We start from the raw sequence: 21828 nt of genomic DNA, 5'->3' as shown, positions 1-21828 counted from the left end.
TAAATCGATAATATGAAGGACATGTGACATCCCTAAGCTTCCTGGCATTCCCTTCCACCACGCCAGGATGCTTGCCATGAAAGCCCCCCTTCGCATTACCGCCCGCCGTTCTTTCACCGCCGCCACCGCCGCGATCGCGCTTTGCCTCCTGGGCGCCACGGGCGCCAACGCAGCGCAAGACACACTCACCATCGGGCTGATTCCCGCCGAAGATTCGCAGGCGATGATCGAATCCAGCAAGCAAGTGATCGAGCAGTTGCAGCAACAGACCGGCATGAAAGTGAAGCCGTTCGTGGCAACCGACTACAACGGCATCATCGAAGCGCTGCGCGCCAAGAAGCTGGACGTTGCGTATCTGGGACCGTTCTCGTACGTGCTGGCGGCGTCGGTCGCCGATGTCGAGGCGTTCTCGGTAGCCGTGACCAAGAAGTCCGGCAAAAGCGCCTACAAGAGCTTGATCGTGGTGCGCAAGGACAGCGGTATCAATAGCGTGGAAGGCCTGAAGGGCCACACCTTTGCGTTTGTCGACCCCAGCTCCGCATCGGGCCATCTGTTTCCCAAGTCCGGGCTTGAGCAAGCCGGTTATGACCCCGCCAAGTTGTTCTCGCGCGTGGTGTTCTCGGGCTCGCACGATGCCAGCCTGCTGGCCGTGGCCAACAAGAAAGTTGACGCTGCCGCCGTGGCCGACCGCATCTACGCCAGCGCCATCGCGAAAGGCCAGCTGCGCCAGGATGAGTTGAGCGTCGTGTGGAGGTCCAGCGATATCCCGGAATCGCCCATGGTCTGGCGCAAGGACCTGAACCCCGCCGTCAAGGAAAAGGTGGCGCGCGCACTGGCCAATATCAAGGACGTGCCGTGGGGCGACCAAGGCATGCTCAACGGATTCCAGCCCACCACCGACGCCGCCTATAACGTGGTTCGCGACACCGCCAAGGTGCTCAAGCTGGACCTGCGGAGCATGAAATGATCTCGCTGCGCGGCCTGACCAAGCGCTACGGCGCCAACGACGTGCTGCGCGGCGTGGATCTGCAAGCGGACGCCGGCGAATTCCTGGTGATACTGGGACAGTCCGGCGCGGGCAAGTCGACGCTGTTGCGCTGCATGAACCGCCTGGTCGAGGCGGACGCGGGCGAGATGACCGTGGCGGGTATCAACGCCATGGCCGACCGCGACACCCGTGCGCTGCGGCGCCAGGTGGCCATGATCTTCCAGCACCACGACGTGGTGCCGCGCCTGTCGGTGTTGCGCAATGTGCTAACCGGACGGCTGGGCGCCGTGCCGGTGCTGACTTCGGTGCTGCAATTGTTCAGCCGCGCCGACGTCGCGCTGGCGCGGGAATGCCTGGCGCGTGTGGACTTGGCGCACAAGGCGCAGGCCCGCACCGATTCCCTGTCGGGCGGCCAACGCCAGCGCGTCGGCATTGCCCGGGCGCTGGCACAGCGGCCGCGCGTGATTCTGGCCGACGAACCCGTCGCCAGCCTGGACCCGAAGACCGCTCGGCTGGTTATGCAGTATCTGCACTGCGCTACGCGTGAGCTAGGCATCACCGTCGTCTGCAACCTGCACCAGGTCGATTACGCCAGGGAATTTGCCGACCGCATCGTGGGGTTGGCGCACGGCCGCGTGGTGTACGACGGCCTGCCCGGCGCCATGCAGGAGGCCGACCTTGCCCGCATCTACCCCGGTGCCGAACCCGCCGGCGGCGCGGCCCCTGCCGCCGGCGACGCGCCGTTCTCCGCCGAAACGCTGCAAGCCGCGCATAAAGGAGCCTGAGATGGACGACAAGAAATACCTGTGGGTCGCGCCCTTGCCCACCAGCGTAAAGGGCTGGGCATGGGTCATGGCGGCTTTGGCGCTGACGATCGCGGCGCTGCAATGGAGCGCCCAAGGCGCGCAACTTAGCGCCGCCGAGCTGGCTGCCGGCATTCCGCAAATTGCCGACTTCCTGAGCCGGACCTTTCCCCCCGACTGGCGCATCCTGCATTCGCTGACGGCCCCGGCCATCGAAACGGTGCAGATCGCCATCTGGGGCACCTTGCTGGGTGTGCTGGGCGCCCTGCCCGTGTCGTTCCTGGCCGCGCGCAACCTGCACGTCAACCCGTGGTTGTATCGCGCCACGCGGCAGATTCTGAACGTGATCCGCAGTATCAACGAATTGATATTGGCGCTGGTATTCGTCGCGGCGGTGGGGCTGGGCCCCTTCCCCGGCGTGCTGGCGCTGGCCGTGCATGGCGTAGGGATGCTGGGCAAGTTCTTTGCCGAAAGTATCGAGGAAATCGACGACGGCCCGCTGCAAGCGCTGCGTTCCACCGGCGCCCGGCCGTTGCAGGTGATCGTGTTCGGCGTGCTGCCCCAGGTGATCACGGCATGGATCGCGGTGATCCTGTACCGCTTTGAAGTCAACCTGCGTTCCGCCACCGTGCTTGGCATGGTAGGCGCCGGCGGATTGGGCTTTGAACTGGTCAGCAGCTTAAAGCTGTTCAAGTACCAGGAAACGGCAACCTGCATTGTCGTCATCACCGTCATGGTGATCGTGGCCGACCTGATTTCCAACCGCCTGCGGGTTGCGATCCGCGAGAACGGGCGTGGCTGAATCCCCATCATTTTCAGAGACTGACATGTGGCACTTTCATAATCCCGTCGGCGTCGACGCGGGCGATGGCGCGCTGGAGCGCCTGCCCCAGCGGCTGGGTTCGCGGCGCGCGATCCTGATTGCATTTCCCGAGGCGCGAGCGCTGGGCCTGTGCGACCGGGTCCAGGCCATGCTGGGCGAACAGCTCGTAGCCATCGAAACCGATGTGCATCCCAATCCGGATGTCGCCTGGCTGGCCCCGATGTACGAACGCCTGTGGCGCGAGTACCCCGAGGTGGAATGCATCATCGCGCTGGGCGGAGGCAGCGTGATTGACTGCGCCAAGGCCATGCTGACGCGCACGCCGTCGGGCACCTTCGATGAGTTGCTGGACTGCCTGTCCGGCAACGCGGCGATGACTAGCCCGCCGGACCGCGCGCGCGCCTTGATCGCACTGCCGACCACGGCCGGCACCGGCAGCGAAGTCACCCCGTGGGCCACTCTGTGGGACCAGCAGAAAAACCGCAAATACTCTTTGCATCTGCCCTGGACCTGGCCGGAAGCGGCCCTGATCGACCCCACGCTGATGCTCAGCCTGCCGTATGGCGCCACGCTTGCAAGCGGCCTGGACGCCCTGTCGCATGCGCTGGAATCGCTATGGAACGTCCATCGCAATCCCGTCTCGGCCAGCCTGGCCGTGTCCGCTGCGCGCCAGGTGCTGTCCGCCCTGCCGCTGCTGATGCAAGACCCGACCAGCAAGGCGCTGCGCTCACGCGTTGCCGTGGCCGCCACCCTGGCCGGACTGGCGTTCTCCAATACCAAGACTGCGTTGGCGCATTCGTTGTCGTACGGACTGACGCTGGATCACGGCATCGCGCACGGTATTGCCTGCTCGTTCAGCCTGCCGCGTGTCATGCAGATGGCGTTTGGCAAAGACGCGGAACTGGACGCCCTGCTGCTGTCCGTGTTCGACGCGCGCGATGCCGACCATGCCGCGCGGGTGTTGACGGCTTTTCTTGAAGACCTGGGCGTCAGCACGGACCCCGCCGCGTATGGCGTTGCACCGGACCAGTGGGACAAGCGCGTGGCCGATGCACTGCTGGGGCCGCGCGGCCGCAATTTTGTCGGCGCCCAATGAGCCGCGCCGATGCCCCTTTTGCCGACTTCGGCACTACTTCCCTTCTCAGGTTGTTGAACATGAATCAGGTTTCCATGCCCCAGGGCGAACCCCTGCCCGCGATTGAAGCGGTGATCTTTGACTGGGCCGGCACGCTGGTGGACTTCGGCTCGCTGGCGCCCACGCAGATCTTTGTCGACGCATTCGCCACCTTCGGCGTGCACATCACGCTGGAGCAGGCGCGCGGCCCCATGGGCTTGTCCAAGCGCGATCACATCCGTACGCTGCTTGCCGACCCGCCCATCCAGGCGCAATGGATCCAAGCGTTCGGCCGGGCGTCAACGGACGCGGACATCGACGCGATCTATCAGCGCTTCATGCCGATGCAGATCGAAAAAGTGGCCGCGTACTCGCAGCCGATTCCGGGCGCGGTGCTGACGTTGAAGACCCTGCGCGAACAAGGCATCAAGATCGGGTCATGCTCGGGTTATCCGCGCCAGGTACTGGACGTGCTGTTGCCGCATGCCGCGGCCGACGGCATTGCGCCGGACTGGGTGGTGGCCGGAGACGAACTGCCCGCGGGTGGTCGGCCCGGCCCCTTCATGGCGCTGGCCAACGTGCTGGCGTTGGGTGCGCAAGACGTGCGCCGTTGCATCAAGGTCGATGACACCGCGCCGGGCATCGAGGAAGGACGCAACGCCGGAATGTGGTGCGTGGGCCTGACGCTGTCCGGCAACGAAGTGGGCTACTCGCAAGCGGAACTGGCCGCCGCCGACCCCGTCCAGGTGCAGGCCCGTGTGGCGCATGCCGCCCGCCGCCTGACGCAGGCCGGCGCGCACTACGCCATCGACAGCGTGGCCGATCTGCCCGCCGTCATTGAACAGATCAGGCAACGCTTGGCGCGCGGCGAAACGCCCTGAATCTCGGAACGAGTAAAAAGGCGCCGACGGGATGCTTCCCGTCGGCGCTTTTTTTCCACGAGACGTCGCCTGCGTCAGTACGCGTCCGCGCGCGCGGCATCGCAATGCCGTATCGCGTCGAAGAACGACGCAATCAGCGGGCTCTCGCGACGCTCGCGCAGGCAGCACACGTGGATATGGGTCGAGACCACGTCGCCTTCAATACGCACGGGCCGCAGGCGCGGATCCGGCACGTACTCGGATTCAGAGACGGTGCCCACGCCCAGTCCGCGCACCACCGCCTCGCGCAGCGCCTCGCGGCTGCCGATTTCCATGGCCACTTCCACCGGGACGTTGTGCTGCCGCAGCGCATCTTCCAGCGCCTTGCGCGTTGTCGAGCCGGGTTCGCGCATCAGCAAGGGCTGGTCGGATAGTTCCTTTAACTGGATGGATTCGCGCTGGGCGAAGGGGTGGTCGATCCGCACAAAGGCAATGACCGGATAGCGAGCATACGGCTGCATGTAGTAGCGCTCTTCGGGATAGCGGCTGGCTACCACCCCGACGTCGCAGACGTATTTGTCCAGATCGTCGAGCACCACTTCCGAGTTGCCCAGCGTGATTGACAGCGAGATCCGTGGATAGACCGCATGATAGGCCTCGATCATCTCCGTGACGTGGTAGGGCCCCACCGCGCCCACCTTCAGCGCCCCGCGCCGCAGCTTGCCGCTATCGTCAAGCATCAGCCGCATATCGGCTTCCAGCGACACCATGCGCCGCGCCAGCGGCAACATTTCAAGCCCCAGCGCGGACAGTTCCACGCGCCGGCCCCGGCGGTGGAACAGTTCGGTGCCGTACTCGCGCTCGATCATCTGGATCTGGGAATTTAGCGTGGTGTGGCTCATGCCCAGCACACGGGCGGCCGCCGTGAAGCCGCCGTGCTGGGCCACCATGATGAAGGCGCGTATCTGATTAAGCGTCATGAATGGCGGTCTCTGCAGGCCATTGAAGATTAGGTTGGCCGCAATGATGCCGGAGGTACATGACGCTTACACGACCCCCATCGCTGGATCGCTGGTGCTGTCCTGGCCGGTCTCCATGCGGCCGGCAAAGCGGCGTTCGAAGTCAGAGCCCATGGTGACGGTGAAGTCATACCAATTGTTCGTTGCCTCTACCGACCAGCGTGGCTCGACCTGCATGCCCGGGTCGACGGTGTACGTCCAGGGCCCGTCAGCGCGATACGCGTTGGCCTGTACGGTTACCGTGGCGGGCGCGGTGCCCATGTTCATGATGGTGAGCGACACGGCGCGGCCACGCTCGTCGTAACACACGCGCACCTCGGGGTTCGGTCCACCGCCCAATGCGCTGATGTCGCCCTTGAAGCCCCGGTGGTAGCCATTGGGCCCCAGCACCCACAGGCTGTAGCGGCCCGCATTGTCGGCCGTCGCCTGCCAGGAGTCCGAGATCATCTTGCGGCCTTCCACGGTGTAACGCCGTGGATATCGGGCCAGGTTCAGCTCGTCGTACACGTGAAACACGGTGCCCTGCGCGCCAGTGTTGCTGAACGTCAGCCAGACCTGCCCGGCGCTTGCATCCACGTTGGCGCTGGTGTGCAGGTGATAGGGCAGTGCGCGCGACGGGCGCACCAGGCGCGCCTGCGTGGGCAGGGGCACCGTGCCCACGTCCGGCACGGGCACGGTGCCCGAGCCGACTTGCTGGGCCAGCGTGGCGTCGGCCTCGGCACGCGTCGGCGCCGGGGTCAGCATGGGCTTGGCAGTGTTGGGGTCCTTGAAGTTGAAGCAGGACATCATGTCGCCAAAGACCGCACGGCGCCACGCGCTGATGTTCGGCTCGGCCACGCCGAAGCGTTGCTCCAGAAACCGCAGGACCGAGGTGTGATCGAACTGCTGCGAGTTAACCCATCCGCCCACGCTCCAAGGCGATATCACCAGCGTGGGCAGGCGCGGCCCGGCGCCAAACGGCCTGCCGTCGGGCGTGACCTTACTGGTGTCTCCCGGCGGCGCGGGCATCGTGTAGTACTCCTTTTCGATGTCCACGGTTGACTTGCCCGACTGCGCCCCGTCGGCATCGCGCCAGGGCGGCGCGGGCGGCGGCATGTGGTCAAAGAAGCAATCATTCTCGTCGTAGTTCAAGATCAGAACCGTCTTGCTCCAGACGTCGGGGTTGGCGGTCAACGTTTCCAGCAGCTTCTCTACAAACCAGGCGCCCTGCCCCGGCACCGACATGCTGGGATGTTCGCTGTAGGGGCCGGGCGCCACGATCCAGCTCACCTGCGGCAGCGTGCCCATGGCGATGTCGTCGGCGATCGCTTGCAGGTAACCGCCATCGGGCATCGTGTTGCCATAGCCCTTGTACAAGGGCGACATCGCTTCCATGGAAGGCGTGTAGGGCGCGGACGGCGAGCCCACGGCGGCCAGCCGCTCGTTGACGGCCCGATACGCGGCAAACGCTACCAGCTGGTTGTTGTTGCTGTTGTTGCCGGGCGTGTTGTAGACCTTCCAGCTGACGCCGGCGGCTTGCAGGCGTTCGGGGTAGGTCATCCAGTCCAGCCCGTCTTGCGACGGGCCCAGGCCTCCCCAGTTCGCGTTGGTCACGCAGGCGTGATCGGTCACGTTGGCGCCGTTGGTGCCGCTCCACAGGAACATGCGGTTTGTGAAGGTGCCCGTGTTGATCGCCGTGTGATAGGCATCGCATACCGTGAAGGCATTGGCCAGCGACCAGTGAAACGCCAGGTCGGATTGCTGCAGATAGCCCATCGCGACCTTGGTGTTTTTTGCACGCGGCCACGCGGCCATGCGGCCGCCATCCCAGGCCGCTTGCTGGTCGGCCCAATTGTGCGCACCGCCCACGCGCAGCGCGTTGCCCTTGGTGGCGTCCAGGTAATAGGGCTGAACGGTTCCCGAGGTGCCTTGTTGAATCCAGACCGGCTGGCCCGACGCCATGGGTATCGTGAAGCGGTCGCTAAAGCCCCTGACGCCGGGCATCGTGCCGTAGTAGTGGTCAAAGGACCGGTTCTCCTGCATCAGGATGATGACGTGTTCAACGTCGTTGATCGTGCCGGTGGCGTTGTTGGCCGGAATGGCCAGTGCGCGCTGGATGGCGGGCGGAAAGGGCCCAAGCGCGGCAGTGGCCGCGGCGGCGCGCAAGAAATTGCGGCGATTCATGAGGGTCATGGTGATCGGGTTCCGTTCGATAGATGAGGGGCGGCGGCGCGCACGCGGCACCGCCGTGGACTCAAGGCGCGCAGTCCAGCGTCGAGTTCAGGGCCGGGGGCTGCGCCGCCTGGGCGCCGCCGTCCGGGCAGGCGCCGGCCGGAGGAGGCGCCACGATCGGCGCCTGCGTCGCCGAACCCTCGCCCGCTTGCGCAACCGGGGCCGGCGCATCGCCATCCGAATCGTCGTCACCACCGCAACCGGCGACCATGGTGCACGCCATCATTGCCACCAACACGCGGCTGATGGCCGATACACGCCACTTGCCTGCCAGGGAAGAAGTCGTCATCGTTTTCTCCTTACTGGGCCGGCAGCGTGGACAGCGGCTTGTTCGACAGGAAGATGGATTGCAGTTCGCTGTCGGTCAGCACGCGGTTCCACATGGCCAGATCGCCAAACACCTGCTGGTACGCAGGCGCGGTGGTGCACAGCCCCACCGTGTACGGCGGCGTGGCGCCGCACTTGTTCATCAGATAGGCGCCGGTGCCGTCTTCGCCGATGCCCCATTGCGGGTACGGAGACAGCTTGGACATATCGACCGACCCCGTCGATTTGCCCGTGGCCACGCGGTTGGTCATGCCCGTGACGGAATCGAACACCACCATGTTCATGGTTTTGGCAACGCCGTCCACCGAAAACGCGATGTAGTTCCAGCGCCCCACGGTGATCTGCGTGTACGGGCTGGTCGGACCGTCCGCGCGCACGCCGCCGCCCGAGCCGATGTTGAACGCGATGCCGCACTGGCTGCCCGAACTGGAGAACATGCCGATCGCCACGCCGGCGTTGCCGCCGCTGACGTAGTTCTTGTTGGACAGGATCGTCACGTTGCTGCGCGACACGCATTCCGGCGCCTTGAACCAGAAGCCGATGGTGAACTGCGGCGCCGTGCCCTTGGACACATCGAAGCCATTGGCGGGCGTCAGGCGATACCCTTCCAACCCGGCGGTGGTAACGAAGTTGGTGTCCACCAGCAAACCGTTGGTGCCCGCGAACGGGCCGGGCACGACCAGGCCGGCCGACGCGGGCAGGTCGCTTGAGGCGGGGCCCATCGTGCTGTTGCCCTGCGCGTCCACGGGCGGCAGCGTCGCGCTGAACGGGTAATAGGACACCAGGCCGTTGCGCAGCGTGTCAGCCAGCGGCACCGGCGGCGTGTACGACAACGGCGGGCTGACGATGCTGCGCGATGCCGCGCTGTCGCCTTCGCCTGCCTGCACGGTGTAGGTGAACTGATAGGTGCCGCGCGCGGACAGGTCCGCTGTCAGCTGGTTGTCGGTGTAAGTCGTGGTGCCCGCGGGCAGGCGGGAGGCAATGACGCGGCCGTCACGCAGCACGTCGATGGGGCGGTCTGGCGGCGCCGTCCACGTCAACACCACGTTGACGGAAGACGAGTTGTTGTCGGCAACCGCCGCCGCCAGACGCGACACCGGTTGCGGCCCCAGCAGGCTGCCGCCATCAAACGTGTACTGCGTGGCCTGCGGCAACGCGTTCAGGTATGCCAAGACCGTCGGCGCCACATCGGCCATGCCGGCATAGCCATACAGATCGTCCAGCGTGGCAGGCAACGGCGCGCCGATGCCCAGGCCGCCGTTGTTCGTGGCTTGGTTCAAGCCGATGAAGGTGGCCGATTCCGGCAGCAGCGGCAGTCCGTCGTCCTGGCTGTTGTCGCTAAGGCCGTGGTTGCCCGTCACGACGATCAGCCACTGGCGGTCCGCAAGCTTGCCGGTCTCGTCCAGCATGGCGCCGACGGCGCGATCCAGTTTGGCCAGCGTGGCCGTGTATTGGGGCGAGCCCAGGCCGTAGTCCAGCGCAGCGTCCTTGGCGGACCGAAATTGCGCGACCACCGTGCGATAGCCGCCGCCGATCATCTGCACGGCATGATCCGACACGCAATCCATAGTGGCGGCCTGGTCCGAACAGTCGGCCATGGTGTCCAGGTAGCCGGCGTCGTGGTCGGCCACCAGCAATTGCGCTAATTCGGGCGATGCCACGGCCGCGCCGTTCAGCCCCGTGTTCGCGGCCTTGGATTGTTGGAATAGCGTGGGGGCCCGCAAGGCTTGCACGGGCGCGCTTGAGATCACGCCATGCCTATTCGCCCACGTGCCGGTCAACAAGGTGGCCCAGCCCGGCATGTCCAACGTGGGCTGCTGGCTGGGGGTGCCCGCGACGCCGCCGTTGCAGGCCAACTGCACCTGCAGCCGCGCCAGGTTCGGAAGCGTGCCGGCAGCAATGCCGCTTTGCACCGCGCGGTAAACGGCGCTGTCCACGTCGATCACCAGCGCATGGCGGCTGGCGGATGCGGCAGGCGGCTGTGGCGTGGCGGGTGTTTCCGGCTGGGGCGCGCTCGCATCCGTGTCGTCGTCACTGCCGCCGCATGCAGTCAGCGCCAACGACAGCATTGCGGTGGCGGCCAGACGCATCCATGCAGCAGCGCGCAAGTCGCGGTGCCGGCGGCTCCGGTTGTGCGGGTCGTGCGTCAGGTGGACGCGTAGCGCCCGATTCGCTGACGGGCGCGTCAGCGCGGAAATGGCGGGATGCTGGGCTCTCATTTTTCGACGGTCTCCGTTGGGTAGGAATGACCGGATTTGAGCCGAGCGCGGTTACGCAGTGGCGACGATTTCCTAGGAGTTGATCGTCTTTGCTGCCGATCTTTTCGGAAGGTCGCCTGGGCCCGGGATGTTGTAATAGCGATCGAACCGTGCCCGTCGGGCCAACCCGAACGCGACCGCCAGGCACGACACACGGTCCGGGCGCGATCCGCGCCCCCGCCCTCCACCGTGCTTTTCAAGGAACCCCATTCCATGAGTACCGCAACAGATGCAGCAACCGTCGCCATCGTCGGACCCGGCGCCATCGGCACCACGGTGGCGGCGGCCTTGCACCAGGCTGGCCGTACGCCCTTGCTGTGCGGGCGCACGCCGCGCAGTGAACTGATTCTTGAGGACGGCGAGCGCCGCATCACGGTTCCGGGACCGGTGCGCAACGATCCCGGCCAGCTCGATGGCACCGTCGATATCGTTTTTCTTGCCGTCAAGGCAACCCAGACCGAGGCTGCGGCAGGTTGGCTGGCGGCGTTGTGCGGCCCGGACACCGTCGTGTGCGTCTTGCAGAACGGGGTCGAGCAAATGGAGCAGGTCGCCCGGCACGCCCCGACGTCCCCAAACGCCTCGGACTCTCCTGGCGCTCGCATCATTCCCGCCGTGGTGTGGTTTCCCGCGCAGGGGCAGCCGGACGGCTCGGTGCGCTTGCGTGGCGAGGCGCGCCTTAGCTTGCCGGACACGCAGGCGGCGCACGTGGTGGCCGAGGCGCTGCGCGGCACGCTGTGCGCGGTGGACGTCACCGCCAACTTCCAGACGCTGGCCTGGCGCAAGCTGTTGCAGAACGCGGTGGCGGGCTTGATGGCGCTTACCCACCGCCGCGCCGGCATGTTCGCGCGGCCCGACATCGCCACGCTTGCCATCGCTTATCTACAGGAATGCCTGGCCGTGGCCCGCGCGGAAGGCGCGCAGCTGGGCGACGAGACCCCAGAAGAGATTCTTGCAAAGTTCCAGGCCGCTCCGGCCGACATGGGCACGTCCATTCTGGCGGACCGCCAGGCGGGCCGGCCGCTGGAATGGGATATCCGCAACGGCGTCATCGCGCGCCGCGCCCGCGCGCATGGCATTGCCACGCCAATCAGCGACATCGTGGTGCCGCTGCTGGCCGCCGCCAGCGACGGACCGGGCTGACCTCCGGCAAGCCCCGGCCGCAAGCTGCGCATCGGGAACGCGGCTTGCTGGATAGGTGTTTCTTCCAACAGAGGAGACATCATGGCCGACGACCTGAAGGATCGAGGACCCCAAGACCGGTCCCGCATCAATGTGAACGAAGCCCACGAACTGCGCTACTGGACGCAGGCGCTTGGGGTTACCGAAGCGCAACTGCGCGAGGCGGTGCAGGCGGTGGGCGCATCAGCCGCCGCGGTTCGCAAGCATCTGGGTAAATGAAGTCAGGGCCGGCGCGTCAGTGCCGGCCCTTTTCTGTTTCTTGTTGACGAGGCGCCAGCCCTTCCCGGAGACACGGGCATGAAAACAAGCGTCGAGCGACTTCCGCAATTTGCCGGGGGGCTTCTTGTCCTGCTGCTGGCGGCCTTTGGGCTGTTCCTGGCGGCCATGGTGTTTTCCCTGCATCTTTCAGTGGAAAAAAGCGACGACATGTCGGCCGAACGGCAACGCCGCGAGCTGGCCCAGGCCGTCAGCAATGTGCTGGACGACGTGTCGCAGGCACAAGAGGGGGTGGCGCTGTGGGACATGCTGCTGGATGAACTTGCCAAGCCCAAGCCCGACCAGGCCTGGCTGGACGAGAACGTGGGCACCTTGTTGCACCGGCTGTTCAACCAGGACGTTATTTTCATCCTGGGTCCGGACGATGCCCCCGTCTACGCCAGCGTGAACGGCCAGGCGGCCTCGCCGTCGATGTACCCGTCGTACCAGGCCGCCATCAAAAGATTCGTCGACTTGGCGCGCGGTCGCATCAGCCGGCCCAACAACGACCATGAACGCTTGCCAGGCCAGGCGCCGGCTACCGAGGCCACTTTGCGCACGACCCCGTCCGCCGTGCACGCCACGGATCTTGCCATCGTGCAGGATCGGCCCGCCGTCGTCAGCGCCATGCATATCGACCACTTTCAGATGCGGCCCGCCACGCCGGGAGCCGCTCCGCACAATCTGCTTGTCAGTGTCCGGTATATCGATGGTGATTTTCTGTACGCGTTTTCGCGCGGCAATCTGGTTGAAGGGCTGCACTACCATCCTGAACGCGTCCACCATGACGATGACGGCGAACGCGAGCTGGCGTTGACTTCATCGGACGGCGCGCCTATCGGGTATCTGATGTGGCGGCCCGACCTTCCCGGCTCGGAATTATGGCGGGCGATGCTGCCCGCCTTCGTCTCCATGATCGGTGGCGCCCTGGTTATTGTGGCGTTCCTGGCGCTGCGCACGTACCGCTTATTGCGCGATCAGCAATCGCATCTGAGCGCGCTGCGCGCGGCGCACGTAGAGCTGAAAGCCAGCGAAGCGCATGCCCAGCACCTGGCCTTTCATGACGTGCTGACCGGCCTTGCCAACCGCGCCTACTTCGCCACCTTTGTGGACCAGGCGCTGGTGCGCAGACAACCCGATTCCAGCTGCGCGGTGCTGCTGCTGGACCTGGATCACTTCAAGCAGGTCAACGACACCTGGGGGCACGCCGCCGGCGACGCGCTGATCCAGGAATTCGCGCGACGCGTCAAAGCCATCCTGGGGCCGGACGATGTGATTGCACGCCTTGGAGGAGACGAGTTCGCGGTGCTTGCGCAGAACACCTCCGAAGCGTCCGCCAACGCGTTGACCCGGCGCATCCTGGCCGAAGTGCGCGCCCCGTTCGAGCTGCTGGGCGGGCGCGCTTTTGTCGGCGCCAGCATCGGCATTGCCATGGCGCCCCGCGATGCAACGACGCGCAGTGAATTGATGCGCAAAGCCGATATCGCGCTGTACCGCGCCAAAGAATCAGGCAGAAATCAGTATTGCTTCTTCGAACCGGAAATGGACGAGACGCTGAAGGCCAAGGCGTTGATGGAAGCGGACCTGCGCGCCGCACTGGCGGACGGCGGCCAGCTAAGTGTGCGTTTCCAGCCGCAGATCGACAGCAGCACGCATCAGCTGGTGGGCGTCGAGGCGCTGATCCGTTGGCATCACCCGACCCAAGGCGCGGTGCCGCCACAGATTTTCGTGGCGGTTGCCGAGTCGACCGGGCTGATCGTGGAGCTGGGCGATTGGGTGCTGCGCGAAGCGTGCCGCGCCGCGTTGCAATGGCCGGGCCTGTCCATCGCGGTGAACCTTTCCCCGGTGCAGTTTCGCAGCACCGGCTTTGCTGCCCGCGTTATCGACCTGGTGACTTCGGCGGGCGTCAGCCCGACGCAGATCGAACTGGAGGTGACCGAAGGCGTGTTCATCGAGGACGACGGGCGCGTGCAAAACGCCATCGCACAGTTGCGCGCGGTAGGGTTCCGGATCGCGCTGGACGACTTTGGCACCGGTTATTCCAGCCTGAGCTATTTGCAGAAATTCGCCGTGGACAAAATCAAGATCGATCGCAGCTTTGTGGCCAATATCGGCGAAGGCGCGGATTCCACCGCCATCGTCAATGCCGTCGTGACGCTGGGCCGCTCGATGGGGCTGACGGTCAACGCCGAAGGCGTCGAGACGGCGGCGCAACGCGATTTTCTACGCGCTGCCGGCTGCGACGAGCTGCAAGGCTTTCTGTTTTCGAAGGCGGTGCCGGCGGAAGAAATTACGCAGCATTTGCAAATGGCACGCGCGGTGGACTGAACGTTGGGCGAACGGGCGACGCGCCCGCGGGCCACCGGGCCACCGGGCCAGCGGGCCACCGGGCCGAATGCCGCTTACGCCGAAACCGTGCCCGCAAAATGTGGCGAGCTGCCAAAGTGTTCGATCAGCAATTCCGTCAAAACGCGGATCTTGCGTGCGGGATGCTGACCGGGCGGCCGGATCACGTAGGCGCCCGCGGGCGGCGGCGGGTAGCGGGGCATGATGGGCACCAGCGCGCCCGCCACCACGTAGTCATGCGTCAGGCAATCGGGCAGGTACGCCAGGCCCAGGCCGGCCGCGGCCGCCGTAACCAGGGCCGCGCCGTTGTCGGCCTTGAAGCGCCCTTGCGGACGCACCGTGATGATCTTGTCGCCGTCCATGAATTGCCACGCCTCGGTGCCCTGCATCAGCGCTTGATGGGCAGCGAGTTCGGCAGGCGTTTCCGGCGCGCCATGCGTCTTGATGTAGTCGGGGCTGGCAAGCAGCTTGCCCAGGATGGGGCCGACGCGCCTGGCGACCAGGTTGGAGTCTTGCAGATAACCGACGCGGATCGCGCAGTCGTAGCCTTCGGCGATAAGGTCGACAAAGCGGTCGCTGTAGCAGGTCTGCACGTGCAGCTTGGGATGGCGCCGCGCCATTTCCGCGACCACCGGCGCAAAGTGCGTCAGGCCGAACGACACGGGCACGGCCACGCGCAGGCGGCCGCGCAGTTCGCCGGCGGGCACGATGGTTTCGCGCGCCAGGTCTATTTCGGCGCAAGCGCGGGCCGCATGGTCACGGAAGGTGGCGCCCGCTTCCGTCAGCGCCGCGCCGCGTGTCGAGCGCGCCAGCAACTGCACGCCAAGCTCTTCTTCCAGGCGCAGCAGGCGACGGCTGACGATGGACTTGGACACGCCCATCCGAAGCGCGGCCGGCGACACGCCGCCCGCGTCTGCCACCTCGATAAAAGTCTGTAGCTCTTCGATATCCACTTGGCGTTGCCCCCGTTTTGCGACGCAGTTCGCCGCAGGATAGCACTACGCAATCCGGCACCAACAGCCCCAACTGCCGCGATGGAAGACGCCTCGCGCGCCGGTGTTCCGCAACGCGCGACACAGCTCATCGCGCAACGTCACTACCGCATCCCGGGCCACAAAAACATAATGCCCATTCCGGGGACGGCGCTACCCGCGTCCGCCACCCGGCACTGCATGTTGCAGAGCACCCCCTCCAACCACAGCAAGCCAGGGATCACCAATGAAATTTCGTAATGGCCTCGATTCGCTACTCCGTCCTGAAGACTCGTTATTGGTTCTGATCGACCATCAGCCCTACCAGCTGACCAACCTGAACAGCCACGACCCGCACATGGTGGTCAACAATTCGACGGCGTTGGCGAAGGCCGCCAAGGCGTTCAACGTGCCCACCATCCTGACCAGCGTGATTGCTGACCGGGGCGGCCGCATTTTTTCGCAAATCACCGATGTGTTCCCCGGGCAAGCGGTCATCGACCGCACGCTCATCAACACGTGGGAAGACAAGAAGGTTGTCGAAGCGGCCAAGGCCACGGGCCGCAAGCAGCTGATCATTGCCGGCTTGTGGACCGAGGTCTGCGTGGCGATGCCGGCGATCCAGGCGGCGGGCGAAGGCTGGGATGTGACGGTGGTGACCGACGCGTCCGGCGGCGTGTCGGTCGAAGCGCACGAAGTGGCGCTTCAGCGCATGGCGGCGGCCGGCGTCAACTTGATGACGTGGCTGGCGGTGGCCGCCGAATGGCAGCGCGACTGGGCGCGCCTGGGCACCGCCGAAGCGCTGACCAATGTACTGGTCCAACACGCGGCCGGCAGCGGCATCGCATATCTGTGGGAACAGCAGTTGCTGAATACGCCCGCGCCCGCCACCGCAAGCTGATCGCGGCGGCGCCCCGAACCGGCGCCAGGACGGCATAAGTTGCCCTGCCTGGCGCCGAGGCCATTCCGGCCCGGGACAACGTGCCGAGGAATGCTGATATGACGACAAACGCTGTCTTGCTGATGGGAGGCACCGGTTCCATCGGCCGCTTGAGCGCCCGCGCTTTGCGGGCCGTTTACCCCGATGTCCCGTTGCTGATCGGCGGGCGCGATGCGGCAAAAAGTGCCGACGCGGCGGCCAAGCTGGGCAACGCCGAAGGCGTGGTGATTGACTCGCGCGCCAACGATCTGGGGCTGGGCGAGCGGCCGGTAGCGGCCGTGGCCGTGTTTTACGCCGATGATCGATTGGCCGGCCTGCGCTTTGCGCAGCGTCGCGGTGCGCCCCACCTGGGAATTTCTTCCGGTGTCTATGAGATTGCGCCCGAAGTGGCTGCGTACATGCAGTCGCCCGGCACCTGTGCCATCGTGCTGGGCTATGAATGGCTGGTGGGCGCCACCACCATCGCCACGTTCGATTGCGCGCGCGCCTTTGCGCAGTTGCACGACATCAAGATCGGCGCCCTTGTCGACGATCAGGACGGCGGCGGCCCTGCCGTGGCCGAGGATTTCGAGCGCCTGAACCGCATGATGCCGGCCGCCTTGACGCTACGTGATGGCCGCTACGTCTGGCGCGGCAAAGAAGACGCCCGGGCCGAGTTTCGCGCCATCGACGGCACGGTGATGCAAGCGCACGGCTTCTCGTCCATCGATGTGGCGGGTCTGGCCACGGCAACCGGGGCGCCCAACGTGCAGTTCAATATCGCCACCGGCATCAGTTCATCGCGGCGGCGCGGTGAACCGAAATCGACCGAGATCATCATTGAGCTCGCGGGCAAAGGCCATGACGGCCGTGCGCTGCGGACCCGTCATGCGGTGTTCCACCCGCGCGGCGCGGCCCATTTGACGGCGCTGGGCGTCAGCATGATTCTTGAGCGGCTGGCCGGCCTGGACGGCAATCCGCCCACGCCGCCGGGGCTGCTCTTTCCCTTTCAGGTGGTCGATCACGGTACCTACCTGTCGCGCCTGCGGGCCGAGGGCGGCAGCATCATCGCGCTTGACCCGGTGCAGTAGGGGCCGGTGACAACCGCGTCAAATCCGGGCGTCGACGACATGGCCATCAACACCAGCCGCTATCTGGGCATCACGGGCTTTGCCCTGATCGCCGCCTGCTACGGTTTCGCGCGGTTTGCCTTCGGGCTCTTCCTGCCTCGGATCGACGCGGAACTTAGCCTGTCTTCAACCCTGAGCGGCTTGATGTCGGGCGCGGCATTTCTGACTTACTGCGTGGCAGTCATCCTGTCGGCCTGGCTGACCGAACGCCTGGGCCCCCGCTTTGTCGCCATCGGCGCGGCGCTGATTGCGGCGGCGGGCATGGCGGGTATCGCGGCGGCGCCCACCGCGCCTTGGCTGGCGGGCGCCGTCATGCTGGCCGGATCCAGCACAGGTTTGGTATCGCCCGCGCTGGCGGCGGCGGTTGCGGCGGGCGTTCCGCCTGGCCGCCAGAACGCCACCAACGCCTTCATCAACGCGGGCACCGGCGCGGGCGTGGCCTTGTCCGGCCCCGTCGCGCTGATGATGGGCGAGCAGTGGCGCGTGGCCTTCGCGGGCTTTGCCGCCGTGGCTTTCGGGTTGGCGTTTGCCGTGGCGTTCATCCTGCCCCGGCGCACGCAGGGCGCGACCGCCGGCGCTACTGCTGCTGGCGCTACTGCCACCGGCGCTAGCACCACCGGCGTTACCACCACCGGCGCTACCACCACCGGCACTGCTACCACCGGCACTGCTACCACCGGCACTACCACCACCGGCAACGGCATCCCGATGTTAAGTGGCGTCTTGCGGCGCTTGATCGCGGCGGCCTTCCTGACGGGCGCGGCCAGCACCGCGATCTGGTCTTTCGGAGGGCAGCTGGTCGGCCTGCGCTTGAACTGGAGCAGCGCCGGCGCGGGCCTGCTGTGGACCGCCATCGGCGCTGCCGGCATTGTGGGCGCGGGCGCGGGGCACTGGATCGCACGGTTCGGCATTGACCGCGTGCACCGAGTGTTCCTGACGGCCATGGCCGCAAGCGTGCTGCTGGTCGGCATCGACGGCACGTCCGCGCCCTTGGCGCTGTTGGGCGGCGCGCTGTTCGGCGTGGCCTACATCACGATCACCGGCGCCTATCTGCTATGGGGCGTGTCGGCCCTGCCCCAACGCCCCGCCACCGGCGTGATGATTGCGTTTCTGGCGCTGGCCATCGGTCAGACGGCGGGCGCGGCGATCTTCGGGCTGCTGATGGACCGTTTCACGGCCAATCACGCCGTTATCCTGTTTGCCGCCCTTGCCTTGACGGCGGGAATCGCACGGGCCGAGACCGCCGACAATGCCCAGCGCCGCCGGTTTCCAGCGTGCAAGAAACAGTCGCAACAATAATTTACGGACGCGCCCGACGCGGTTCTACGACCTGGCTTGACGCCGCCACCGCCGCCGACGGGTCACAAGCCGCGTCCGCCGTGGGTCCGCGCGGCAACGATGCCACCCCGGCCACGCTTGCCGACCGCGTCGCCCCTTGCGTGCGCGGACGCGCGCCATGTTTCAGCGGTCACCCAACGCTTGCAGCGTTTATCCAAGCCAGTAGGATGCGCGGTCATTGAACCGACTCCGCCCCTCCAAGGACCGCCCCCCATGACGCTGCCGCGACCGCGAGTTGCCCTTTCCGCCCTGCGCCTGACCTTGACCCTGGCCCTGCCGCTTGCCTTGTCCGGGTGCATCACCCTGCCGGATTCAAAGGGCGAAGGCACGATGGACGACCCGCGCTACGCGCAGTTGCTGGACCTGATTGACGAAGCGCTCAAGGCGGACATGGCGGTGGTGCTGGTGGCCGACGTGATGCCGCACGCCACGCTCAAGGATGCAATGTCCATGACGAAGTGGACCGGCAACACGGTCTGGATGCACGAGCAACAGCCGAAGATCACCTTCGGCCGCAAGTTTCAGAACAACTCGCTGCAACGTGACGAGAAGGCCACCTATCTGTTCAAGGCGTTTGAAGTGCACATCCTGCCGCCCGGCAAATACCTGCTGACCGGTGGCGACGACTACAAGCTGAACGCCTTGCTGGACCAGGTGGGCGCGCGTAGCGGCCCGGTGGGCTCGGGCCGCGGCGCCAACGGCACCGCGTATCTGTCGCCGGAGCTCTACCGCGAGTTCTATAAAGAGACCAACTGGCATGAGGGCACCACGGGCTCGCAGCTCAAGACGCGCACCGTCTGCACGGCGGTGCATCGGGGCACGGGCGCCTGCGTCGCCTGGGGCGAAGAGCAGTACACCGAAACCACGCAAGGCTCGCGCGCCGGCTATTACGAAGAGACGGCCTGGCGCGACATCCCGGCGATCAAGGTGCAATCGCGCGTGCCGCCGAAGCTGGCGCTGGCCAGCTTTACGCTCAAGGGCGGCCAGTTCGTGCTGAGCCAGCGCATGCACATGAAGACGCCCAGCTACCAGTACAAGCAATCGGCCTGCCGCGCGGTCGACCCCAAGATGATCGAATGCCCGCTGGAAGACTTCACCGTCTACACGCGCCCCGCACCGATGGACTTCGCGCAAAAGCTCATCGCGCAGCGCACCAACGTCAGCGACGCGCACCGGCAACTGCTTTCCACCTTGCAAGCCATGCAGATCACGCCGCTGGGCAAGCAAGGCATGGAAGACCCGGTGTGGGGCGTGCCGGTGTCGATGAAGGGGCGATAAGGCGGGAGGCCAAGTGCCATCGGCGTCATGCAGCCCTGTCCGCCCTTCCCGCTCTTAACCCCTGGCGCGGATTTTCACGCCTGCCCAATCTTCAACCATCCGCGCCACGTCGGCGTAGTCGGCGTCCCGGCCATGGATAGCGGTCGTCATCACCAGCATCTCGCGCACTGACGAGCCCACAACCATGGGCACGCCATGACGCTCGGCTTCTTCCAGGCACAGGCGCACATCCTTGTGGGCAAGGCGCGCAGCGAAGCCCACGTTGAAGGTGCCGGTCAGCACCGCACGGGGAAACTTTTCCAGGGTGGCCGAATTGCGGCCGGACCCGGCGTTGATGACGTCCAGCATCACGCTGGGGTCCAGCCCGGCCTTGACGCCCAGCGCCATCGCCTCCGACGTAATGGCCACGGCGGTGGCGGACAGCAGGTTGTTGGCCAGCTTCATGACTTGGGCCTGGCCGGCTTCGGCGCCCAGATAAAAGGTCTTGCCGAAGTGGCTCAGCACCTCGCCCAAAGCGTCGTAGCGCGACGGGGGGCAAGCCACCATGATGGCCAGCGTGCCGCGTTCCGCGCCGGTGGGTCCGCCGCTGATCGGCGCATCCACGTAGTCGATGCCCTGGGCTGCCAGCGTGTCATAGGCGCGCCGCGCCGCCACTGGGCCGACGGTCGATAGATCCACCACGCATTTGGCGCGCGACGCGGCGGCCAGCCCGCGCTCACCGCCCAATACCTCGTCTACCACCTTGCCATCGGGCAGGCTCAAGAACACCACATCGGCCGCATCCCCAACGGCGCGCGGGGTGTCGTGCCCCTCGGCGCCCAGCGCTTCCAGTTGCTGGCGCACGGCTGAATCGGTATCAGCAACGTGCAGCGTATGGCCGGCCTGGATCAAGCGTCTGGCCAGCGGGTTGCCCATATTGCCCAATCCGATGAATCCGTAAATTGTCTTGCTCATTTTTGTTCCTTGGGCGCGATGCCGGCGGCGCATCAGCGCGGTTGCAGGCCAATTTGTGTGGCCAGTTCGGAAAACTGCTGTTGGTCTTGTTGCAGGACACGCGCGAAGGCGGCGGGGCTGCGCTCTTGTGCTGACGGAACGCGCGCCGCCAAGCTGTCGATGCGCGCCTTGAAGTCAGGCGACTGAACCGCTTGGCTCAGGACCCGCGCCAAGTTGTCCACCACGGCGTCGGGCGTGCCACGCGGCGCCACCAGGCCATTCCAGATCTGCATATCGAACTGCGCAACCCCACCCTCGGCGAAGGTGGGCACGTCGGGCATCTGCGGCAGGCGCTGGGGCGATGCCACCGCGATGGCCTTGATCTGCCCGGCTTTATGAAGGGGCAGCATCGTGACGGTCTGGTCCAGCACCGACTGTATGGTCCCGCCCATCAGGTCGGTGATGGCGGGGCCCGACCCGCGATACTGGACCAGTTGCGCTTGGACGCCGGCCATGCGCAGGAACATCGCTTCGGCCAAATGCGCGGTGGTGCCCGGTCCGCCTGAGCCAAAGTTCATCTTGAGTTCGCCGCTGCGCATGCCCGCCAGCATCGACGGCAGGTCCTTGATGCCGCTTTGATTGCTGACGCTAAGCACCATAGGCACGTTGGCAACAGTGCCGACGGCCTTCGTGTCCTGCACGATGTCCAGGCCCGCCTTGGGGTATAGCAAGGGAATCAGCACCATGGATTGATTGCTGAACATCAGGGTGTAGCCATCCGGCGCCGAACGCGCCAGACGCTGAAATGCCAGCAGGCCTCCCGCGCCCGTGACGTTTTCGACCACGAAAGTGGTCTTGGTGGCCTTGCCCAGTTCGGTGGCAACCAGCCGCGCCAGCGCGTCCACGCTGCCGCCGGGCGCAACGCCAACCATGATGGTGACGGGCTTGGATGGGAAGGCGTCCTCGGCTTTGGCGGTCTGGGCGAGGCTTGGGCCCGGGCCCAGCACCAGGCCAAGACCAAGCCAGAGTGCCGCGCCCGGCAAGCGGGATGCGATACGTCGCTTCATGTCGTCTCC

The 21828-nt window shown here is 65.9% G+C and carries 19 protein-coding genes; 12 read left to right on the top strand and 7 right to left on the bottom strand.

Annotation, left to right across the window (positions count from 1 at the left end):
* Window positions 1-76 precede the first annotated feature (76 nt).
* Genes phnD through phnX form a run of 5 tightly spaced genes read left to right on the top strand, consistent with a single transcriptional unit; the run spans window position 77 to window position 4609 of the window.
* Window positions 77-967 (top strand): phosphonate ABC transporter substrate-binding protein, encoded by an 891-nt coding sequence (gene phnD, locus YH64_RS13930; RefSeq protein WP_082134486.1) that lies wholly within the window; start codon window positions 77-79, stop codon window positions 965-967.
* A complete protein-coding gene (gene phnC / locus YH64_RS13925; RefSeq protein WP_046804827.1) occupies window positions 964-1773 on the top strand; it encodes a phosphonate ABC transporter ATP-binding protein in 810 nt (269 codons plus the stop codon). Before phnD ends, phnC begins: the two co-directional genes overlap by 4 nt.
* Before the next feature lies 1 nt (window position 1774).
* Window positions 1775-2593: a phosphonate ABC transporter, permease protein PhnE gene (gene phnE / locus YH64_RS13920; RefSeq protein WP_046804826.1), complete on the top strand. Its 819-nt coding sequence runs from the start codon at window positions 1775-1777 to the stop codon at window positions 2591-2593.
* Between the two features lie 25 nt (window positions 2594-2618).
* The gene (gene psrA, locus YH64_RS13915) at window positions 2619-3710 is read left to right on the top strand and encodes an iron-containing alcohol dehydrogenase PsrA (protein WP_046804825.1); all 1092 of its coding nucleotides are present in this window, start codon (window positions 2619-2621) and stop codon (window positions 3708-3710) included.
* A gap of 59 nt (window positions 3711-3769) precedes the next feature.
* Window positions 3770-4609 carry a phosphonoacetaldehyde hydrolase gene (phnX, locus tag YH64_RS13910; RefSeq protein WP_082134475.1) on the top strand — a complete coding sequence of 280 codons (840 nt, stop codon included), beginning with the start codon at window positions 3770-3772 and terminating at the stop codon, window positions 4607-4609.
* Window positions 4610-4683: 74 nt separating this feature from the next.
* Here the strand turns inward: phnX and YH64_RS13905 are convergent, their stop codons facing one another.
* The 4 genes from YH64_RS13905 to YH64_RS13890 form a co-directional block, all read right to left on the bottom strand.
* Window positions 4684-5568 (bottom strand): LysR substrate-binding domain-containing protein, encoded by an 885-nt coding sequence (locus YH64_RS13905; protein WP_046804823.1) that lies wholly within the window; start codon window positions 5566-5568, stop codon window positions 4684-4686.
* A gap of 66 nt (window positions 5569-5634) precedes the next feature.
* On the bottom strand, window positions 5635-7779 hold the full coding sequence (locus YH64_RS13900) for a phosphocholine-specific phospholipase C (protein ID WP_046804822.1): 2145 nt from the start codon (window positions 7777-7779) through the stop codon (window positions 5635-5637).
* Window positions 7780-7840: 61 nt separating this feature from the next.
* A complete protein-coding gene (locus YH64_RS13895) occupies window positions 7841-8107 on the bottom strand; it encodes a hypothetical protein (protein WP_052946016.1) in 267 nt (88 codons plus the stop codon).
* A gap of 10 nt (window positions 8108-8117) precedes the next feature.
* A complete protein-coding gene (locus YH64_RS13890; protein WP_255444432.1) occupies window positions 8118-10364 on the bottom strand; it encodes a hypothetical protein in 2247 nt (748 codons plus the stop codon).
* Window positions 10365-10616: 252 nt separating this feature from the next.
* Between YH64_RS13890 and YH64_RS13885 the strand changes: the two genes are divergently transcribed.
* The 3 genes from YH64_RS13885 (at window position 10617) to YH64_RS13875 (ending at window position 14165) form a co-directional block, all read left to right on the top strand.
* A complete protein-coding gene (locus YH64_RS13885; protein ID WP_046804821.1) occupies window positions 10617-11543 on the top strand; it encodes an oxidoreductase in 927 nt (308 codons plus the stop codon).
* A gap of 81 nt (window positions 11544-11624) precedes the next feature.
* The gene (locus YH64_RS13880; protein WP_082134474.1) at window positions 11625-11801 is read left to right on the top strand and encodes a DUF3606 domain-containing protein; all 177 of its coding nucleotides are present in this window, start codon (window positions 11625-11627) and stop codon (window positions 11799-11801) included.
* A 78-nt stretch (window positions 11802-11879) separates the two neighbouring features.
* Window positions 11880-14165, top strand: a complete 2286-nt coding sequence (locus YH64_RS13875) for a bifunctional diguanylate cyclase/phosphodiesterase (RefSeq protein WP_046804820.1) — start codon at window positions 11880-11882, stop codon at window positions 14163-14165.
* Window positions 14166-14239: 74 nt separating this feature from the next.
* Here the strand turns inward: YH64_RS13875 and YH64_RS13870 are convergent, their stop codons facing one another.
* The gene (locus YH64_RS13870) at window positions 14240-15136 is read right to left on the bottom strand and encodes a LysR family transcriptional regulator (RefSeq protein WP_046804819.1); all 897 of its coding nucleotides are present in this window, start codon (window positions 15134-15136) and stop codon (window positions 14240-14242) included.
* Window positions 15137-15401: 265 nt separating this feature from the next.
* On the opposite strand from YH64_RS13870, the gene YH64_RS13865 reads away from it, so the two are divergent.
* From YH64_RS13865 to YH64_RS13850, 4 genes are all read left to right on the top strand, one after another.
* Window positions 15402-16055 carry a hydrolase gene (locus YH64_RS13865; RefSeq protein WP_046804818.1) on the top strand — a complete coding sequence of 218 codons (654 nt, stop codon included), beginning with the start codon at window positions 15402-15404 and terminating at the stop codon, window positions 16053-16055.
* 98 nt (window positions 16056-16153) lie between these two features.
* The gene (locus YH64_RS13860; RefSeq protein WP_143215381.1) at window positions 16154-17164 is read left to right on the top strand and encodes an NAD(P)-dependent oxidoreductase; all 1011 of its coding nucleotides are present in this window, start codon (window positions 16154-16156) and stop codon (window positions 17162-17164) included.
* A 6-nt stretch (window positions 17165-17170) separates the two neighbouring features.
* Complete coding sequence (locus YH64_RS13855; RefSeq protein ID WP_255444430.1) at window positions 17171-18502, top strand: MFS transporter; 1332 nt, start codon at window positions 17171-17173, stop codon at window positions 18500-18502.
* 252 nt (window positions 18503-18754) lie between these two features.
* Window positions 18755-19819: a hypothetical protein gene (locus YH64_RS13850; RefSeq protein WP_046804816.1), complete on the top strand. Its 1065-nt coding sequence runs from the start codon at window positions 18755-18757 to the stop codon at window positions 19817-19819.
* A 54-nt stretch (window positions 19820-19873) separates the two neighbouring features.
* On the opposite strand, the gene YH64_RS13845 is transcribed toward YH64_RS13850, so the two are convergent.
* Window positions 19874-20773 carry an NAD(P)-dependent oxidoreductase gene (locus YH64_RS13845; RefSeq protein ID WP_046804815.1) on the bottom strand — a complete coding sequence of 300 codons (900 nt, stop codon included), beginning with the start codon at window positions 20771-20773 and terminating at the stop codon, window positions 19874-19876.
* Window positions 20774-20805: 32 nt separating this feature from the next.
* Window positions 20806-21819 (bottom strand): tripartite tricarboxylate transporter substrate binding protein, encoded by a 1014-nt coding sequence (locus YH64_RS13840; protein WP_082134473.1) that lies wholly within the window; start codon window positions 21817-21819, stop codon window positions 20806-20808.
* Window positions 21820-21828: the final 9 nt, after the last annotated feature.

Source organism: Achromobacter sp. LC458 (assembly GCF_001005835.2).
In the GTDB taxonomy this organism is placed as follows: domain Bacteria; phylum Pseudomonadota; class Gammaproteobacteria; order Burkholderiales; family Burkholderiaceae_B; genus Achromobacter; species Achromobacter spanius_B.
The sequence above is the reverse complement of the archived record's forward strand: the minus strand, read 5'-3'. Positions and strand labels throughout refer to the sequence as shown.

Excerpts from the sequence above, each read along its gene's own strand:
- YH64_RS13865 (WP_046804818.1), top strand. The coding sequence starts at position 15,402 with ATGAAATTTCGTAATGGCCTCGATTCGCTACTCCGTCCTGAAGACTCG.
- YH64_RS13850 (WP_046804816.1), top strand. The coding sequence starts at position 18,755 with ATGACGCTGCCGCGACCGCGAGTTGCCCTTTCCGCCCTGCGCCTGACC.
- YH64_RS13890 (WP_255444432.1), bottom strand. The coding sequence starts at position 10,364 with ATGAGAGCCCAGCATCCCGCCATTTCCGCGCTGACGCGCCCGTCAGCG.
- YH64_RS13895 (WP_052946016.1), bottom strand. The coding sequence starts at position 8,107 with ATGACGACTTCTTCCCTGGCAGGCAAGTGGCGTGTATCGGCCATCAGC.
- YH64_RS13900 (WP_046804822.1), bottom strand. The coding sequence starts at position 7,779 with ATGACCCTCATGAATCGCCGCAATTTCTTGCGCGCCGCCGCGGCCACT.
- psrA (WP_046804825.1), top strand. The coding sequence starts at position 2,619 with ATGTGGCACTTTCATAATCCCGTCGGCGTCGACGCGGGCGATGGCGCG.
- YH64_RS13885 (WP_046804821.1), top strand. The coding sequence starts at position 10,617 with ATGAGTACCGCAACAGATGCAGCAACCGTCGCCATCGTCGGACCCGGC.
- YH64_RS13875 (WP_046804820.1), top strand. The coding sequence starts at position 11,880 with ATGAAAACAAGCGTCGAGCGACTTCCGCAATTTGCCGGGGGGCTTCTT.
- phnC (WP_046804827.1), top strand. The coding sequence starts at position 964 with ATGATCTCGCTGCGCGGCCTGACCAAGCGCTACGGCGCCAACGACGTG.
- phnD (WP_082134486.1), top strand. The coding sequence starts at position 77 with ATGAAAGCCCCCCTTCGCATTACCGCCCGCCGTTCTTTCACCGCCGCC.
- YH64_RS13845 (WP_046804815.1), bottom strand. The coding sequence starts at position 20,773 with ATGAGCAAGACAATTTACGGATTCATCGGATTGGGCAATATGGGCAAC.
- YH64_RS13905 (WP_046804823.1), bottom strand. The coding sequence starts at position 5,568 with ATGACGCTTAATCAGATACGCGCCTTCATCATGGTGGCCCAGCACGGC.
- YH64_RS13880 (WP_082134474.1), top strand. The coding sequence starts at position 11,625 with ATGGCCGACGACCTGAAGGATCGAGGACCCCAAGACCGGTCCCGCATC.
- phnX (WP_082134475.1), top strand. The coding sequence starts at position 3,770 with ATGAATCAGGTTTCCATGCCCCAGGGCGAACCCCTGCCCGCGATTGAA.
- YH64_RS13860 (WP_143215381.1), top strand. The coding sequence starts at position 16,154 with ATGACGACAAACGCTGTCTTGCTGATGGGAGGCACCGGTTCCATCGGC.
- phnE (WP_046804826.1), top strand. The coding sequence starts at position 1,775 with ATGGACGACAAGAAATACCTGTGGGTCGCGCCCTTGCCCACCAGCGTA.
- YH64_RS13840 (WP_082134473.1), bottom strand. The coding sequence starts at position 21,819 with ATGAAGCGACGTATCGCATCCCGCTTGCCGGGCGCGGCACTCTGGCTT.